Here is a 15,224-nt window from a genome sequence, read left to right on the forward strand (position 1 = left end):
CAGACGAAGGACGCTCGAAAAATGATAAAAAAACTCGGCGCAGAATTCTTCGGCACATTCTGGCTCGTCTTCGGCGGCTGCGGCGCAGCCGTCCTCGATGCGGCCTTCCCGCAACTCGGGATCGGTTTCGCGGGCGTCGCACTCGCCTTCGGCCTCACCGTCCTCACCATGGCCTTTGCCGTCGGCGGCATTTCCGGCGGCCATTTCAATCCGGCCGTCTCGCTCGGCGCCGCCGCCGCCGGCCGCCTGCCGTGGAACGCGCTCGGTCCCTATTGGGCCGCCCAGATCCTCGGCGGTCTGCTGGCGGCCAGCCTGTTATACCTCATCGCCTCCGGCAAGCCGGATTTCGTGGCCGGTGGCTTCGCCTCCAACGGCTACGGTGCCCTCTCCCCCGGACATTACGGGCTTCTCTCCGGATTCCTGATCGAGACGATCCTGACGGCGGGGTTCCTGGTCGTCATTCTGGGCGCAACCTCCCGCACCGCGCCGGCCGGGTTCGGGCCGCTCCCGATCGGGCTCGCCCTGACCCTGATCCATCTCGTCTCGATCCCCGTCACGAACACCTCGGTCAATCCGGCCCGTTCCACGGCGGTCGCATTCTTCGCGCAGACGGCGGCGCTGAGCCAGCTCTGGCTGTTCTGGGCAGCCCCGCTCATCGGCGCCCTGCTCGGCGCCTTTATCTGGAAAACCCTGATCGCAACAGCGGAATCATGACGGAAGACCGATCCAGTCCTACTCCTTGAAGGCGCGGGCGAGAATGTTCTGCTTTTCCAGCGAGACGGGCAGCGCGGTGGCGGTAACGGCCACGCCCTGCCAGCCCGCGCCCATGGCGGTGTAGAGATTGACCGCGTCCTGCAGCCGCTCCAGCCGCGCCGTAGCTTCGGCATTCTCCGCCGCCAGTGCCGTACGCTCGGTCGTCAGCACGTCGAGGAAGCCGACCAGGCCGGCGCTGTAGAGCTTGCGCGCCCGGTCGCTGGCCAGCCGGCTGTCCTCGGCGGCCTTGTGCAGCAATTCGGTATGTTCCACGTCGTCATGCCAGGCCGCCATCGCGTCCTCGACCTCGCGGAACGCCGTCAGCACCGTCTGGCGATAGCTCAGACGGCTGGCTTCCGCCGCCGCCTGCATGCCGCGCACCTGCGCCGTCAGCTTGCCGCCATGGGCCAGCGGCAGCGAGGCGAGCATGAAGAACTGCCAGCTCAGCGCCCCCGCCTGGAAGAGCTGGTACATCGCCGACGCATTCGGGTTGAAGTTCAGCGGAATGCTGAAATTCGGATACATCTGCGCCACCGCGACCCCGATCCGCGCCGTGGCTTCGGCGTAGGCACGTTCGGCGCGGCGGATGTCCGGCCGGTTGGCCAGCACGATCGAGGGCATGGTCGCCGGGAAATCCGGCACCTTGGGCAGCGGCCGGGCGATCTTCAGTTCGGCTTCCGTCGTGCCGGGCATCTGCCCCATCAGCACGTCGATGGCATGCGTGATCTGGGCGATATGCGTGCGCAACGGCTCGCGCGCCGCAAGCTGGCTGTCCAGCTCCGCCTTCGCCTGCGCGATCTGCAACGTGTTGCCCACGCCTTCCAGATACAGCCGCTGCGTCAGATCATAGGCTTCCTGCGCCACGCTGATGTTGCGGTTCGAGATCTCCAGCCGTAACTGGGTATCGCGCAGCACCATATAGTCGCTGACCAGCGCCGAGAGCATGGTCATCAGCACCGCGCGCCGGTCCTCGACCGTCTCCTCGACCGCGCGTTCCTGCGCTTCCACGCTGCGGCGGATACGGCCGAACACATCGATCTGCCAGCTCGCGCTCACCCCGTAGGACAGATACGACGCACCCGGCCGGTTGATCGGATTCCCCGGCCTGATCGGCCAGTTATCCACGTTGATCGAATACCGCGCGTCACCGTTGGTGGTGTTGGCATCGACCTGCGGATACCAGGCCGAAGCCTGGCTGTCGCGCAGCGCCCGCTCGGCGAGAATACGCTGGCCGGCGATCTGCAGATCGTAATTGCCGCCGATCGCGCGATCCACCAGCCGGTCCAGTTCCGCATCGCCGAAGCGGTGCCACCAATCCTTCAGCTCGGCATTGGTGCGCGCGATCTCGGCATCGGTCGCCGGATGCTCGTCCTCGGTGAAGTGCTCGGGCACTTTCATCCGGTCCGGCTGGTAGCGCGGACCGACCGTGCATCCCGCCAGCACGACCAGCGAGGTCAGAACCAGTCCGGCCCGCCGGCTTTTCGTCGTCATGATCATGATTGCGAACAGACCTGAATATAAACGGATAATCGTCTGCTTGCAGACGTGGACTGGTGAGCGAGAGCTGCACGCAGTGCAGCGCCCGGCGTGGGTCCGCGAGCACCGGAGCGGAGCGGCCTTGACGACCGTGAGCACCGGAGCACAGCGGACGCGCGTCGGATCGCCACCAGACCGCGTCTACCGGCAGACGCGGTCACAGGTGGTCCTGGAGCCATGTGGTCAGATGCCCCCTCTGGCTGCGTGCTTCCGGGCCGACGGTCACCGTGCAGGTCATGCCCGCCGCCAGCGTCACGCTCTCGGGCACATGGTCCAGATGGATGCGCACCGGAATACGCTGCGCCAGACGCACCCAGGTGAAGATCGGGTTGACGTCCTGCAGCCCCAGCCGGTCCGGATTGCCGTTCTGGTCGTTGATGCCGCGCGCGATCGAGACGACATGGCCGGGGATGATCTGCTTGTAGCCCATCAGCTTGACCCGGGCCACGTCGCCGACATGCACGCCCCACATCTTGGTTTCCTCGAAATACCCGTTCACCCAGTAGGAATCGGCGTCGATCACCGCCATCCGCGCCTGGCCCGCCGGCAGGTAGTCACCTACCCGCAGGTTCAGGTTGGTCACGTAGCCGTTGACCGGCGAATACAGCACCGAGCGTTGCAGGTTCAGCTTCGCGAGGTCCAGCGCCGCCCGCGCCGCGTCCACCGCCGCCACCTGCGTTGCCACGTTCGAGTTGAACACTTCCTGTTCTTCGGCCGACACGATGCCGCCCAGCCCCATGCGGCGCTTCGCATCGTTGCGCTTCAGCTTCAGGTCTTCTTCCGCTCCATCCAGCCGCGCCTGCGCCTCGCGGATCGCCAGGCGGAAGCGCACCGGGTCCAGCACGAACAGCGGCTCGCCCTTGTGCACGAACTGGTTGTCCACCACCGGAACCTGCACCACCGTGCCCGGAACTTCAGGTGCCACGCTCACCACATACACGCGCACGCGCCCGTCGCGCGTCCACGGGGCGATCATATAGGTATCCCACAGGGTCACCCCCAGAACGATCGCCACCACAACGACGCTCAGGGTCAGAACCACGCGGACCAGGGTGCGGAAAAGAGGCATCAGACTCTCGGATCTTTCATGACCGGCCCATCAGAACGACCGGATGGACAGGCACGGACCGCAAAGCGCGGCCGGTGCGAACAACAAAAAACAGGGCAGCACAAACAGGCGCCCGCGCAATGCCGGCATCCGGGCGGCCCACATTCCGACCGACGGCGGACAATCGCACATCACCCGGCATGGCGTCGCACCCGTCCCAGCAAGGGTGTGTAGACCGGCACCGACGCACCGAGCGGGCGATGCGCGTCCGGCATCTCCGGCGACAGTTGCAGCGGGCCATGACGATGGAAAAAGCCGGGCACCGCCCGCAGGATATAGGCCGCCTGCTGCAGGCACGCGGCCCCGCGCCGCGCCTGCAACCCCGCCTCGCCGGTAACAGCCCGGCCCAGGATCGCCTGCGCCGCCTCCACCAGCCCCCGCGCCGTCGCCTCGGGGTCCCGCATCAGATCGTCGAAGCCGCGCACGGCCGCGCGCATCGCCTCGGCATCCGCCACGTCCAGCGCGGGCAATGCCGCGATCCGCCGCGCCCGCACCACCAGCCGCCCCAGGGACACCGCCCCCAGCGCGGCATCGGTATAGGCCTGCCGCTCGTCCGGCCCCACGCCCACCGAGAGCCGCATCGCCAGTCGCCAGATCTTCTGGATCTGCAATCCTTCCCACACCACCCAGTTCTCGGGCGCGACCGGCAGCACCAGCGCCAGCCGCCGCAATGCCCGCGACAGCGAGCCCACCAGCCGCCCCGCATCCAGCCGGTCGTCCGGCGGCAGGATCACGCGGAAGCCCAGCACCAGCAGCGCGGCGGCGGCCAGAAAGGCCATCCACGTATTGGTCAGCGCGATGTCGTCGTAATGGATGGGATTGGACACATCGAGCATCGCGGCAAAGAACACGCCATAACCGAACGCCCCGATCCCGTAGCGCGGGCTGAACTGCAACCAGATCCCCGGCGCGAGAAACACGCACAGCGAAAACCACAGCAGCGGAAACCCGTCGATGCGCGGCAGCGCCAGCATGTGGCAGGCAATCCCCGCCGGCACCGACAGCGTGGTGCCCGCCGCCATCATCACGCTGGAGCGCGAGGCCGAAGGCGTCGTCGCCACCAGGCTGGATGCCGCGACGACATACAGCATCAGCATCGGCCCGGCGCTCCAGTGCAGCACATACCACAGCAGCCCGGCCAGCAGCGCGATCAGCCCGCCGCGCGCGCCGTTGCGCAGGGCGGTCGGCCAGTCCAGGAACCAGCGCAGCCGCACCCGGCGCGACAGGGAAGGCGCCACCACCATCCGGATCACGGCGTCGAGCTGCACCAGCACGTCGCGCATATTGTCGATCGCCGACAGCAGCGCGATGTCCTGCTCGGCCCGCTCGGCCGCCGCCAGGTCCTCCAGCGCCGTGCCGAGCGCGGCCAGCACCGGCTCCGGCGTCTCGATCCAGTCCGCCCCCGCCGTCAGGTCCAGGATCTCGGCCATCAGCGACGCCACGCGCTCATGCAGGCGCCGCATCGGGGCCACGTCGTTCTCCAGGTCGTGCCACAGCGGATGATAGGTCGCGACCACCCCCGCCAGCCCGCTCAGCCCCACGCGCAGCGCATTCACCCGGCGCGAGATTTCATATGTGTCGGCCGCCGCATATTCCACCGACGACATCAGGCCGCCGATCCGCGCCAGCAGCGTGCCCCGCCTGTCGTTCAACGGCAGCGGCAGGGTGCGGAACCCGCCCAGCACCACCGCCTCCTCGGCCGAGGCATCCGGCGACCGGCCACCCGCGAACTGAAAGCGATGGAAGTCCATGGCATAGGCGATCACGTCGCGCACCATCTGCCCCACCTGCGCCATCACCCGGTCGGGCCGGCGCACCGACGTGACCATGAACACCACCGCCGTCGCGACGATCCCGACCGTCACCGCCGACAGCCGCGCCATGGCGCTGAGGAAGATCCCGTCGGGATCGGCATAGGAGGGCCCGGCCACGATCACGATCGTATAGCCCGTCAGCACGGCGGCATAGGCACGGAACAGCCGCAGGAAGGTCGCGACCAGGCAGGCGAAGGCCACCACCACCGCCAGCATCATCGTGTAGAGTACCGGCGACTGCGCCACGACCGCCATCAGCGCGACGGCGATGGTGGCCCCCAGCAGCGTGCCGATCACGCGCCACATGCTCTTGGCCATCAGCGCGCCCACCGTGGGATTGGCCACGATCATCACCGTCGTCACCGAGGACATCGGGGATTCGAGCTGAAAGAAGAACGAGCAGGAGAGGGCCAGCCCGATCGCGGCAAAGGCCCGCAGGCAGAAGGCCGCCCGCCCGCGCATCTCGCGCCAACGCGCATCATCGACCAGAAAGGCCGGCAGGATGCGCGCGGGGATGGACATCGTCACGCCGCCTCGCCGCCGTCGGGCAGGTCGGCGGCCGGGGGGCGCCCGGCATTGTCCAGGATATGCTCCAGCCGCCCCACCAGCTCCGCGATCTCCCCGGCGGGCAGGCCCTCCGTCAGTTCGGCCTCCACCCGCGCCGCGATCTCATGGAATTCGCGGCATTTGCGCCGCCCCTCGGGCGTGATGAACAGGTTGTTGGCCCGCCGGTCGACGGAATCCGGCCGGCGTTCCACCAGGCCCGCCGTCTCCAGCAGGTCCAGCACCCGCACCAGCGCCGAGGTATCGGTATCCAGCGCCGCCGCCAGTTCCCGCTGCGAGGTGCCCTCGGGCATCATCATCAGATAGACCATGGGCCGGAAGCCGGCGACGGTCATCCCGGTCGGCTTCAGTTCCCGCTCCAGCCGCGTGCGCCACACCGCCCCCAGCCGCATGACGCGAAAGGTCACGGACATGCCGGGAAACGGGGCCTCGTCGATATTCAGGAGCGCGCGCAGGCCCGTCGCCTGCGGCCTGTTACTTTCGGTCATGCTGCTGTTTTAGGTTGTCATCATAATAATTGCCATGACCATTAATTGCATGGCAACCGCGTGTCCAGCCCCGGACGCGCCACGGCATGGCACCGCCTCTCGCGCCGTCTTCAAATATTCACAGGCCGAATGGCCCCATCCCCCGTTGCCGGCAACCGGCCGACCTTGAGCATCCGCAAGCCTTGCGCCCACTATACCGCCCGTCCGATCGCGCCGAATCCCGAGGTCCCTTCCGTGCTCACACGCCGAGATATCTTCCCCCTGACGGCAGCCACCGCGATCCTGGCCGCCGCGCCACGCGCCCGGGCGGCATCATCGCTCGCGCCCCGGCCGCTGGTCTTCGCCCATCGCGGCGCCTCCGCCCTGCGGCCGGAACACACGCTGGCGTCCTATGCCAAGGCCATCGCCGACGGCGCGGATTATATCGAGCCAGACCTGGTGCCCACCCGCGACGGCGTGCTGGTCGCCCGGCATGAGAGCAACATCGCCGGCACCACCGACGTCGCGAGCCGGCCCGAATTCGCCGCCCGCCGCCGCACGCTGACGATCGACGGCGCGGCCGAGACCGGCTGGTTCACCACCGATTTCACCCTGGCGGAACTCAAGACCCTGCGCGCCCGCGAGCGCCTGCCCGCCACCCGTCCGCACAACACCCGCTATGACGGGCATTTCGACATCCCGACCTTCGAGGAGGTGATCGATTTCGTCGCCGCCGAATCCGCCGCGCGCGGCCGGGTGATCGGCCTGATCCCCGAGATCAAGAACTCGACCCATTTCCACGCCCTGGGCCACACGCCGGAGGAAACCTTCCTGCGCGTGATCGCGGCGCACGAGTACACCCGCTACGCCCCGCTGGAGGTCCAGTCGTTCGAGACCACGAACCTGAAGATGCTGCATGGGCGCGTACAGGCGATCAACCCGCAGGCCCGCCTGATGTTCCTGATGGGCGAACGGAGCGAGCGCGTGCCCGACCTCGCGGCGTCCGGCGACCGCACCACCTTCGGCGACCTCATGACGCCGGACGGCCTGCGCCAGATCCGCGCCTACGCCGACGCCATCGGCCCGTCGAACACCGGCCTGATCCCGCGTGACGCCTCAGGCGCCTGGCAGGCCCCGACCACCCTGATCGACGACGCCCACCGCGCCGGCCTGCTGGTCCATTCCTACACCTGCCGCCCGGAAAACCGCTTCCTGCCCCGCCAGCTCCGCAACGGCGCCGGAGACGACGCCCGCAACCCCGAAGGCGCGATCGCCGAAATCCGCCGCTATCTGGATATGGGGCTGGATGGCTTCTTCACCGACGACCCGGCACTGGGTCGCCGCGCGCTGAAAGATTAAGAAGCTGTTTGCAAAGTCATCCTGCCGGCGATCCGACGCGCATTTTCTGCGCTTCGGTGCTCACGGGCATTAAGCCCGCTCCGCTCCGATGCTCGGAAACACACGCTGGGCGCGGCCCGTTCCGGGCCGCTCTCGCTCGCCAGCCCACATTTCAGGTCAGGCTTACGCCCGGCCCGGTGTCTTCTTCCCGGACTTGTCCGGTGAAGGCGCACCCGGCCGCGCCATGGCGTCCGGCTCTTCCACCCGGCCCGCCCGACTGCGGAGGCGCCCGCCCGCCTGACGCATCGCCTTGCGATGGGCCGCATGAATCTGTGCCGGTGTCAGTTCGACCCCATCGGACCATTTGGCCGAAGCGAACCCTGCTTTCCCCTCGACGGACGAAACCGACATCACGATCCTCCTGCTCAAGGTGCCCCGACAACAGGCCGGAACGGCTTGGCTTTCAAACATAGGAAGAGTGGTGCGGCATTTTAAGGGCAAGTTCCCTCGAAAGACCGTATGGCTGCCCTGCGCGGCGAGCAAATTTCATACCGACAACGAATCATTCACCAAACCCGGCCAGACAATGCCATTGTCACAGGGCCAGTGTCACAGGGCCAAGTGTCACAGGGTCATTGTCACAGGCCGTGCCGCCCATCACCGGGGCAACGGCGGGCGCCCGACTGTCATCCTGCAACGCCGCCCGCCCGGTCCCGTTATCACTCTGCACACCACACGCCCGCAAGTCTTTGACACAGCCCCTGAATCGAGCCCGCATGCCCCCATCCCCGCCTTCACGCCCCTCACCCGCCACGCCGCACCCTGCCCCCACGCTCCCCTGCCAGCCGCGCACAAAACTGCAAAGCTGGGCCCAGGGCGCGCTCGCGCTGGCGGTGGTCGCACTGGCCCTGTTCGTCCTCGGGCGTTTCCGTTCCGCGCTGTTCTGGGGCGGCGTGCTCGCGATCGTCTGCTGGCCGCTGCTGACAGGGCTGCGGCGGAAATGGTCCTTCCCCCACGCCGCCTCCCTGCTGCCGGCCGCCATCGTCCTCGGCATCGCGCTGGTCTTCATCATCCCGACCGCCGTGCTGATCTCCGCCGCCGCCGGCGAAGCCCGGGAAGGCGCGCAATGGGTCAGACAGGCCACCGAACAGGGTATCCCCGCCCCCGCCTGGCTCGACCGCCTGCCATGGGGCCGGGCGCAGGCCCAGCACTGGTGGCAGGCCAATCTGGCCACACCAGACAGCGTGCACGACCTGATGGACCGCCTCAGGCCCGAACATGCCCTCGGCACGGTGGAGCATCTGGGCCATGGCGTCGCCGACGGTCTGGTCATCATGGGCTTCGCCCTGCTCATCCTCTTCTTCTTCCTGCGGGCCGGCACACCGCTCGTCACCCGCATCGACCTGCTGATCTGGCGCCTGCTGGGCGCGCGGGGCGGCATGGTCCAGCGCCAGGTCGTGGGCGCCGTGCGCGGCGCGCTCGCCGGCCTCGTGCTGGTCGGGCTCGGCGAAGGCCTCCTGATCGGCCTTTCCTATGTGCTCGCGGGCGCACCCCAGCCGCTGCTGCTGGGCATGTTCACGGCGCTGGCGTGCATGATCCCGATGGTGGGCGGCTTCGCGCTGGCCCTGTGCGTCCTGGCCATCCTGATCAAGGGCAGCAGCCTGGCGGCCGCCATCGGCGTCGGCCTGTTCGGCGCGGTGGTGCTGTTCCTGGCCGACCATTTCATCCGCCCCGTCCTGATCGGCGGCTCCATCAGGCTGCCCTTCATGTGGGTGCTGCTCGGCATCCTGGGCGGGCTGGAAAGCTGCGGCCTCCCTGGCCTGTTCATCGGCCCGGCCGTGATGGCGGTCGCCCACCTGCTCTGGCGCCTCGGCTCCAGCCGCGGCGCCCGCCCTGCCCCACACGGGGTCGTGGCCATCCGTATGCTGAATATTCGCGAAGAGTGAGCAGGCGTTTCTGTTCTTTTTTGAAAAAAAGAACCAAAAAACTTTGATTCGTTCAGGAGTTTTTCGTTTGGGACACGCGACGCTCCTGAACAGATCAAAAGTCTTTTTGCTTCTTTTTCGTAAGACAAAAGAAGATCAGGCCCGACCCGCCGAGCGTAAGCGCTGAAGCGCTGAAGCGCAGACGATGCCCGTCGGATCGCCAGCAGGGTGACTTTATCAAACAGCCTTTACACCCGGTGCGGAGAAAACAGGATCACCCCCGCCCCGCACAGACACAACGCCGCCCCGATCAGATCCCACCGATCCGGCCGCACCCCCTCGGCCAGCCACAGCCATAGCAGCGCCGAGAGAATATAAATCCCGCCATAGGCCGCATAAGCCCGCCCGGCTTCCGAACTGTCGACCCGCGTCAGCAACCACGCGAACAGCACCAGTGAGGCACAACCGGGCACCAGCCAGGCCGGCGATTTCCCCATCCGCAGCCACGCCCAGAACGCGAAGCACCCGGCGATCTCCGCCATGGCCGCGCCGATATAGATGATAATCGATTGCATCCGGCGACCCTAACAGCCAAAGCCGCCCTTCGGTAGAGGGCGACCCGGCGCACGCCGCCGGGTTTCCACCGCTATTCTTCCAGCGTGATCGGCTGGCGCATCTGCTGTACCTGCTCAGGCGTCACAGGGTCCGTCCAGTGATTGCCGAGATGACCGCGGATATACGTCACCACATCCGCGATCTGCCTGTCGGTCAGAATGCCCGCGAACCACGGCATGCCGCCATGGCCGTTCAGAACCATCATGGTCGGATAGGCCGCAATCGCCAGTTTCTGGTCCCCGGCCAGCGCCGGATATTTCGCCCCGGCACCCCGCGCCCCCTTGCCGTCGGCCATGTGACAGGCGGCGCAGATATGGTGATAGACCAGATCGCCATTATCCAGCCGGGTCATGGTGCTCGGCACCCCGCCCGCCGTATCGGCCCGGGCCGAGGCACCGGCCAGCACCATCCCCGCCAGAAGCAGGAAGGAAAAAGAGACGCCCCGCATCAGCCCACTCCCTGCGCCCGCTTGTGCACCTGCTCCACCGCCGCGAGAGACGACAGGATCGCCCCCTCCTGCCAGCAGCCGACATAAGATGCATGCTCGCCGGCCAGCACCAGCCGGTTCTCCATCGCCACCAGCGTCTTGTAATGCATCTTGCGCGCCTGCTCCGACCACATGGAACAGCAGCCCAGGGTCCAGGGCATGCGGCTCCACGCCACCGCCACGCCGTTGCGGAATTCGCTGCGGTAGTTGGGATGCAGCGCCAGCCCCTGCCGCAGCCCCTCCTCGATCCGCTGCGCGGGCGTCATGGTCGTGAAATCCATCGCCGCCGGCCCGAACATATAGCCGCCCAGCAGAACCCCCGGCCCCTGCGAGAAAATACCGTGACTGGGATAGGCGATCTGGCCGATCGGCTGGTCGGTAAAGCTGATCCCGCCATAGATCTGGTCGTCTTCCTCCCAGAAGCGCCGCTTGAATTCCATGCCCAGCTTCACCGACGACGCATAAGGCACCGCCGCGATCGCCGCCTTCATCCGGTCGCTGACCTGCACATCAAGCTGCGAGAGAACCGGCAGCGGAATCGTGCAGACGCAATAATCCGCCTCTTCCACCCGCGACGCCCCGCCATGGGCCACATCGTCATACAGGATCTTCACGCCATGCTCGTCCTGATGGATGGCCGTGACCATGCAGCCCAGCGTGATCAGATCCAGGACCTGCCGCGCGAACCCCTTGCCGATATTGTCCATCCCGCCGACCGGCTGGAACATCGTCGTCTGCATGTCGAGCTGTTCGGGAAAGGCCAGCCACTGCGCAAGGCCAGACCCCATCACGTCCGAACGCGGCGCCGGGGTCGAGAAGGTCGGCGCCCCATCCACACCGGCCCCGCGTGCCTTGTCATACCCCCGATGCTGCGCCGACCGCGCCCCGGCACGCCACACGCCGTCATCATCCAGATTGGCCCAGGTCCCGATGGACGAGAGCACATGCGCGCGCTCCTCGGGTGTGACGATATCATCCAGCCGATGCTGGTTGATCGCCTTGGCCAGCAACTCGGCCGTATAGCCCGAGAAATCCGCCGCGAATTCCCGGTAGCGCAGGCGCTTGCCGCCATAAGCCTGCGAGGAATGCAGCCACACATTGTGGTTGAGCTGAATGAACGGCTCCAGCGCCACGCCGAACTTGCGGCAATAATACAGCAGCCCCTGATGATGATACGGAATCCGCCACGGTCCCGGATTGATATAATTACCGGGCGCAAAACCAACCTTCTGCGTCGCGCCCCCCAGTTCCGTCACGCTGTCGCCACCACGCAGCGAGATATTGCGGCCGCCCGCCCGGTTCTGGAATTCGAGCAGCCGCACGTGATAGCCGGCCTGCCGCAATTCATACGCCGCCAGCAACCCCGCCAGCCCGGCCCCCAGCACCACCACCCGGGTCCCCGGCTTGGCACCGGACAATTTCGGCGGCCCCTTGAAGTCGGTGCCCATCGCATGACCCATGCTGGTCATCGCCTGATAGAGCCCGGCACTTCCGGCCAGAACCCCGATTTTCGTCAGAAGCTGACGGCGCGTCTGCGCCTGAAAGCCGGACTCTCCGGTCATCGATCATCCTCTTCGCGCCTGATGGAAAAAGCGCACCGGCCGCGCATCGCGCGCGCGTCTCCCGTGCCGGGCGACCGGCTGCCGCCCATCGCGGCACGCCCGGTCACCGGTCCATATTTCCAATCATGCTGAAACAAAAAATGCCGCATACGCGGCATGAATTCCCAAAAGAGAATGGCTACCGGGATCGCTCCCGGTAGCCATGCCGCATGCGTCAGAACGTAGCGTTCAGACGGCCATAGTAGTAGCCACCGGTGATCGGCACCTGTAGCGAGAACTGGTCGTAGACCTGGGCACCGTAGGAGTTGACGTCCTGCGAGACCCGGCGCGGCCGCACATTGAAGACGTTGTTGGCGCCGACGGCGAAGTGCAGGTGATCGGTAAACTGATACCCGATTTCGATATCCGTCAGCCAGCGCGGCGTATTCTTGAACTCCTTGAAGCAGGAATTCGAATACTGGATCGACTGGCCATCCAGGGGGCAGGTCGTGTTGACGTTCGACCAATCCTGATACGACATCATGTCGGTCGTCTGGCCATAGCGGGTCTGGCGAACGTTCACGTCCAGCCTGCCCACCTTGTAGTAGGCATTCAGGATGATCTTGCTGCGCGGATACGCCGTGGTGATGTAACCGATATTCTGCGCATTCAGGATCGGCGTCCCGTTCGGGGAGGTGCCGTTATGATGCAGGCGCGTCCGGTTCAGGTCCAGCGCCATGCTCAGGTCCAGATTGCCATACTGATGCAGATGGAACCGGTAGTCCGCCTTGATGTCCAGGCCCTGCGTGCGGGTGCTGGCACCGTTGGTCAGGTAATAGGCGCTGTCCTGCGTCGTATCTTCCAGCGCGGGACCTGCCAGCGTATAGCCCATCGCCTGGATCGCCTGGACGGCCGCGTCGCCATTGACGGAACCACCACCGACAATCCGGTTGCGCAGGTTGATCTGATAGACGTCAGCCTCGACATGGAACCCGTCGACGGGCTCAAGAACGATACCGCCCGACGCGCTGACCGACTGCTCGGGCTTCAGCGGCTGGGCGCCCAGCGCACGGGCCGCCGCCGAATCCACCGCCAGCATGCCCGAGGCGCTGGAGGGGCCGACATTCATCGCGCTGTAATGCTGCTCGGCCAGCGTCGGCGCACGGAAGCCGGTGCTGATCGTGCCGCGGATCGCAACCCGACGAGAGAAATCGTAGCGGGTCGAAACCTTTCCGTTCTGGGTGTTGCCCACGTCGGTGTAGTGCTCGAACCGGCCGGCGAAATCCAGGTCCCAGTGCTTGGTCAGATGGAAGTCACCGTCGATATAGGCGGCGAAGATGTTGCGGTTCCAGTTGCCGGCGCTCTGCGGGCCAAGGCCGGCATAGCCCTGCGTGCCGCCCAGCTCGTAGGAGTTCGGATTGCCCGCCTGGATCTGGTAGGTCTCCATCCGGTGCTCGCCACCGAACGCCAGCGTCATGGGAACGACGTTGCCGATGTTGAAGTGGTGGCGGATATCCAGATTATTCGTCCATTGCGCCATGCGGTACGTTTCCGCCAGCGTCGAGCTCGGCGACCAGCCGCACCCATCGGTCGAATAATAGTCGCTGCTCGGGTTGGTCGAGCAGGTCGATGCCAGCATGCCGGTATTGGCGGTGTTCTTGTTGCCGATCTTCGTGCCGTCGGCACCGTAGGTCGAGCTCGCGTCCCAGTCCCAGTCGCCGAACAGATGGCTGCCCTTCAGGCCCATCGTGACGGCGTAGTCATTTTCCTCGTTCGTCTCGCGGGGCGAGAAGCCGGCGGGATACATCGAGGGCGCACGGGTCGGAATACGATAGTTCTCGTACGCCTCGCCATGACGATGCGCATAGGTCAGGTTGCCGTAGAACTGCAGGCGGTCACCGATGATGTCCTTGCCCCACTCCATCCCGAAATTCTCACGGGTTTCCTCGGGGCGGCCCATGATGCGGTTGGAATCGGTCGGAACATTCAGCGGACCGGTATAGTTGGCGCCCGTATAGGCCCCTTCCGGCGCGGCACTCAGCGGCATCACACGATGGTCGGACGCCGGCGCGACGAAGAAGTCGGTGTGATAGACCTGCCCGCTCAGATGCAGGAAGCCATTGTCACCCCACTTGAAGCCGGCATCGCCATTCACCTGGTACTGCCACGCCTGGCCGCTATAGGCGTTCGCACCGGTCGTGGCGCTCAGGTTGTAGCCGTGATCCTGCTTCTTGGTGATGATGTTGACCACGCCAGCGATCGCGTCCGACCCGTACTGGGCCGCCGCGCCGTCTTCCAGCACTTCGATATGGTCGATCATGTTCGAGGGCAGCGTATTCAGATCCGCGCCGGTCGAGCCGAACTGCGGGCCGGAATCCGCGACGATGTTCGCGGTCGAATGGCGGCGCTTGCCGTCGACCAGCACCAGCACTTCGTTCGGGCCCAGGCCACGCATCTGGATCGACTGCGTCAGCGCCGCGGAGTCCGCGGCCATGGCGACGACGTTGATCGAGGCATAGGTCTTGGTCAGCGCGTCCGACAGGTTCATCTGGCCCGAGCGGGTCAGGGTCGCCGCCGTCACGACCGACACCGGCGCGGTGCTCTGGCGCGCATGGCGGTTGGTGTCACGGGTGCCGGTCACGATCACGGCTTCGCCCGGATCGGACGGCGGCGCGTGATAGACGGGCTCGGCAACCGGCACGACCCGCGCGGCCGGAGCCGCAACCGCCGGAGCCACCGCCGCCTTCGGCGTGGAACGGGCAGAAGCACTCACGCCCTTCTTGGCCTTCGCCGCCTGGCGATGGCTGGTCGTCGACGTACCAGACGTCGGGGCAGTTTGCGCCACCGCAGCGGCGACGTCGAACTGAATGGCTAAAATCGTGGCCGCGATAAGGCTTCGCCTCAGGGTCATAGACTTAACGTGCTCCCGCGAACGTCGTTACTTTACCGCCTCATCAAGCGACGGAAACCGGCCTCAGTTCAATACCGAATCACACCCCTCCATAACGAATTCGGAATGTATGACATTTTTATCACAACCCCATCCACGCCGACGCAAATTCCATTCAACGAATTG

The 15,224-nt window shown here is 66.2% G+C and carries 12 protein-coding genes; 3 read left to right on the forward strand and 9 right to left on the reverse strand.

Features of this window, described 5'->3' with window-relative positions; translation table 11 throughout:
- The first annotated feature begins 21 nt into the window (after positions 1-21).
- The gene (gene aqpZ, locus ACMAUO_RS07205; protein ID WP_420356235.1) at positions 22-714 is read left to right on the forward strand and encodes an aquaporin Z; all 693 of its coding nucleotides are present in this window, start codon (positions 22-24) and stop codon (positions 712-714) included.
- An 18-nt stretch (positions 715-732) separates the two neighbouring features.
- On the opposite strand, the gene ACMAUO_RS07210 is transcribed toward aqpZ, so the two are convergent.
- From ACMAUO_RS07210 to ACMAUO_RS07225, 4 genes are all read right to left on the reverse strand, one after another.
- Positions 733-2,250: an efflux transporter outer membrane subunit gene (locus ACMAUO_RS07210; protein ID WP_420356236.1), complete on the reverse strand. Its 1,518-nt coding sequence runs from the start codon at positions 2,248-2,250 to the stop codon at positions 733-735.
- A gap of 196 nt (positions 2,251-2,446) precedes the next feature.
- The gene (locus ACMAUO_RS07215) at positions 2,447-3,358 is read right to left on the reverse strand and encodes an HlyD family secretion protein (protein WP_420356237.1); all 912 of its coding nucleotides are present in this window, start codon (positions 3,356-3,358) and stop codon (positions 2,447-2,449) included.
- Positions 3,359-3,528: 170 nt separating this feature from the next.
- A complete protein-coding gene (locus tag ACMAUO_RS07220; protein ID WP_420357231.1) occupies positions 3,529-5,733 on the reverse strand; it encodes an FUSC family protein in 2,205 nt (734 codons plus the stop codon).
- 2 nt (positions 5,734-5,735) lie between these two features.
- The gene (locus ACMAUO_RS07225; protein WP_420356238.1) at positions 5,736-6,263 is read right to left on the reverse strand and encodes a MarR family winged helix-turn-helix transcriptional regulator; all 528 of its coding nucleotides are present in this window, start codon (positions 6,261-6,263) and stop codon (positions 5,736-5,738) included.
- A gap of 234 nt (positions 6,264-6,497) precedes the next feature.
- On the opposite strand from ACMAUO_RS07225, the gene ACMAUO_RS07230 reads away from it, so the two are divergent.
- Positions 6,498-7,601, forward strand: coding sequence for a glycerophosphodiester phosphodiesterase (locus ACMAUO_RS07230; protein WP_420356239.1), 1,104 nt, complete (start codon positions 6,498-6,500; stop codon positions 7,599-7,601).
- A gap of 162 nt (positions 7,602-7,763) precedes the next feature.
- Here ACMAUO_RS07230 and ACMAUO_RS07235 read toward each other — a convergent pair whose 3' ends face one another.
- Positions 7,764-7,991 carry a hypothetical protein gene (locus ACMAUO_RS07235; RefSeq protein WP_420356240.1) on the reverse strand — a complete coding sequence of 76 codons (228 nt, stop codon included), beginning with the start codon at positions 7,989-7,991 and terminating at the stop codon, positions 7,764-7,766.
- 365 nt (positions 7,992-8,356) lie between these two features.
- On the opposite strand from ACMAUO_RS07235, the gene ACMAUO_RS07240 reads away from it, so the two are divergent.
- On the forward strand, positions 8,357-9,526 hold the full coding sequence (locus ACMAUO_RS07240) for an AI-2E family transporter (RefSeq protein WP_420356241.1): 1,170 nt from the start codon (positions 8,357-8,359) through the stop codon (positions 9,524-9,526).
- A gap of 227 nt (positions 9,527-9,753) precedes the next feature.
- Here ACMAUO_RS07240 and ACMAUO_RS07245 read toward each other — a convergent pair whose 3' ends face one another.
- The 4 genes from ACMAUO_RS07245 to ACMAUO_RS07260 all read right to left on the reverse strand — a co-directional run bounded on the left by ACMAUO_RS07245 (position 9,754) and on the right by ACMAUO_RS07260 (position 15,059).
- Positions 9,754-10,080 carry a YnfA family protein gene (locus ACMAUO_RS07245; RefSeq protein WP_420356242.1) on the reverse strand — a complete coding sequence of 109 codons (327 nt, stop codon included), beginning with the start codon at positions 10,078-10,080 and terminating at the stop codon, positions 9,754-9,756.
- A gap of 71 nt (positions 10,081-10,151) precedes the next feature.
- Entirely contained in the window at positions 10,152-10,568 is a 417-nt protein-coding gene (locus tag ACMAUO_RS07250) for a c-type cytochrome (protein ID WP_420356243.1), read from the reverse strand.
- Positions 10,568-12,169, reverse strand: a complete 1,602-nt coding sequence (locus tag ACMAUO_RS07255) for a flavin monoamine oxidase family protein (protein WP_420356244.1) — start codon at positions 12,167-12,169, stop codon at positions 10,568-10,570. Before ACMAUO_RS07255 ends, ACMAUO_RS07250 begins: the two co-directional genes overlap by 1 nt.
- A 214-nt stretch (positions 12,170-12,383) precedes the next feature.
- Positions 12,384-15,059: a TonB-dependent receptor plug domain-containing protein gene (locus ACMAUO_RS07260; protein WP_420356245.1), complete on the reverse strand. Its 2,676-nt coding sequence runs from the start codon at positions 15,057-15,059 to the stop codon at positions 12,384-12,386.
- Positions 15,060-15,224: the final 165 nt, after the last annotated feature.

Source organism: Gluconacetobacter brunescens (genome assembly GCF_048695475.1).
Taxonomy (GTDB): Bacteria; Pseudomonadota; Alphaproteobacteria; order Acetobacterales; family Acetobacteraceae; genus Gluconacetobacter.

Excerpts from the sequence above, each read along its gene's own strand:
- ACMAUO_RS07215 (WP_420356237.1), bottom strand. The coding sequence starts at position 3,358 with ATGCCTCTTTTCCGCACCCTGGTCCGCGTGGTTCTGACCCTGAGCGTC.
- ACMAUO_RS07260 (WP_420356245.1), bottom strand. The coding sequence starts at position 15,059 with ATGACCCTGAGGCGAAGCCTTATCGCGGCCACGATTTTAGCCATTCAG.
- ACMAUO_RS07250 (WP_420356243.1), bottom strand. The coding sequence starts at position 10,568 with ATGCGGGGCGTCTCTTTTTCCTTCCTGCTTCTGGCGGGGATGGTGCTG.
- ACMAUO_RS07225 (WP_420356238.1), bottom strand. The coding sequence starts at position 6,263 with ATGACCGAAAGTAACAGGCCGCAGGCGACGGGCCTGCGCGCGCTCCTG.
- ACMAUO_RS07240 (WP_420356241.1), top strand. The coding sequence starts at position 8,357 with ATGCCCCCATCCCCGCCTTCACGCCCCTCACCCGCCACGCCGCACCCT.
- ACMAUO_RS07220 (WP_420357231.1), bottom strand. The coding sequence starts at position 5,733 with ATGTCCATCCCCGCGCGCATCCTGCCGGCCTTTCTGGTCGATGATGCG.
- ACMAUO_RS07235 (WP_420356240.1), bottom strand. The coding sequence starts at position 7,991 with ATGTCGGTTTCGTCCGTCGAGGGGAAAGCAGGGTTCGCTTCGGCCAAA.
- ACMAUO_RS07255 (WP_420356244.1), bottom strand. The coding sequence starts at position 12,169 with ATGACCGGAGAGTCCGGCTTTCAGGCGCAGACGCGCCGTCAGCTTCTG.
- aqpZ (WP_420356235.1), top strand. The coding sequence starts at position 22 with ATGATAAAAAAACTCGGCGCAGAATTCTTCGGCACATTCTGGCTCGTC.
- ACMAUO_RS07210 (WP_420356236.1), bottom strand. The coding sequence starts at position 2,250 with ATGATCATGACGACGAAAAGCCGGCGGGCCGGACTGGTTCTGACCTCG.
- ACMAUO_RS07245 (WP_420356242.1), bottom strand. The coding sequence starts at position 10,080 with ATGCAATCGATTATCATCTATATCGGCGCGGCCATGGCGGAGATCGCC.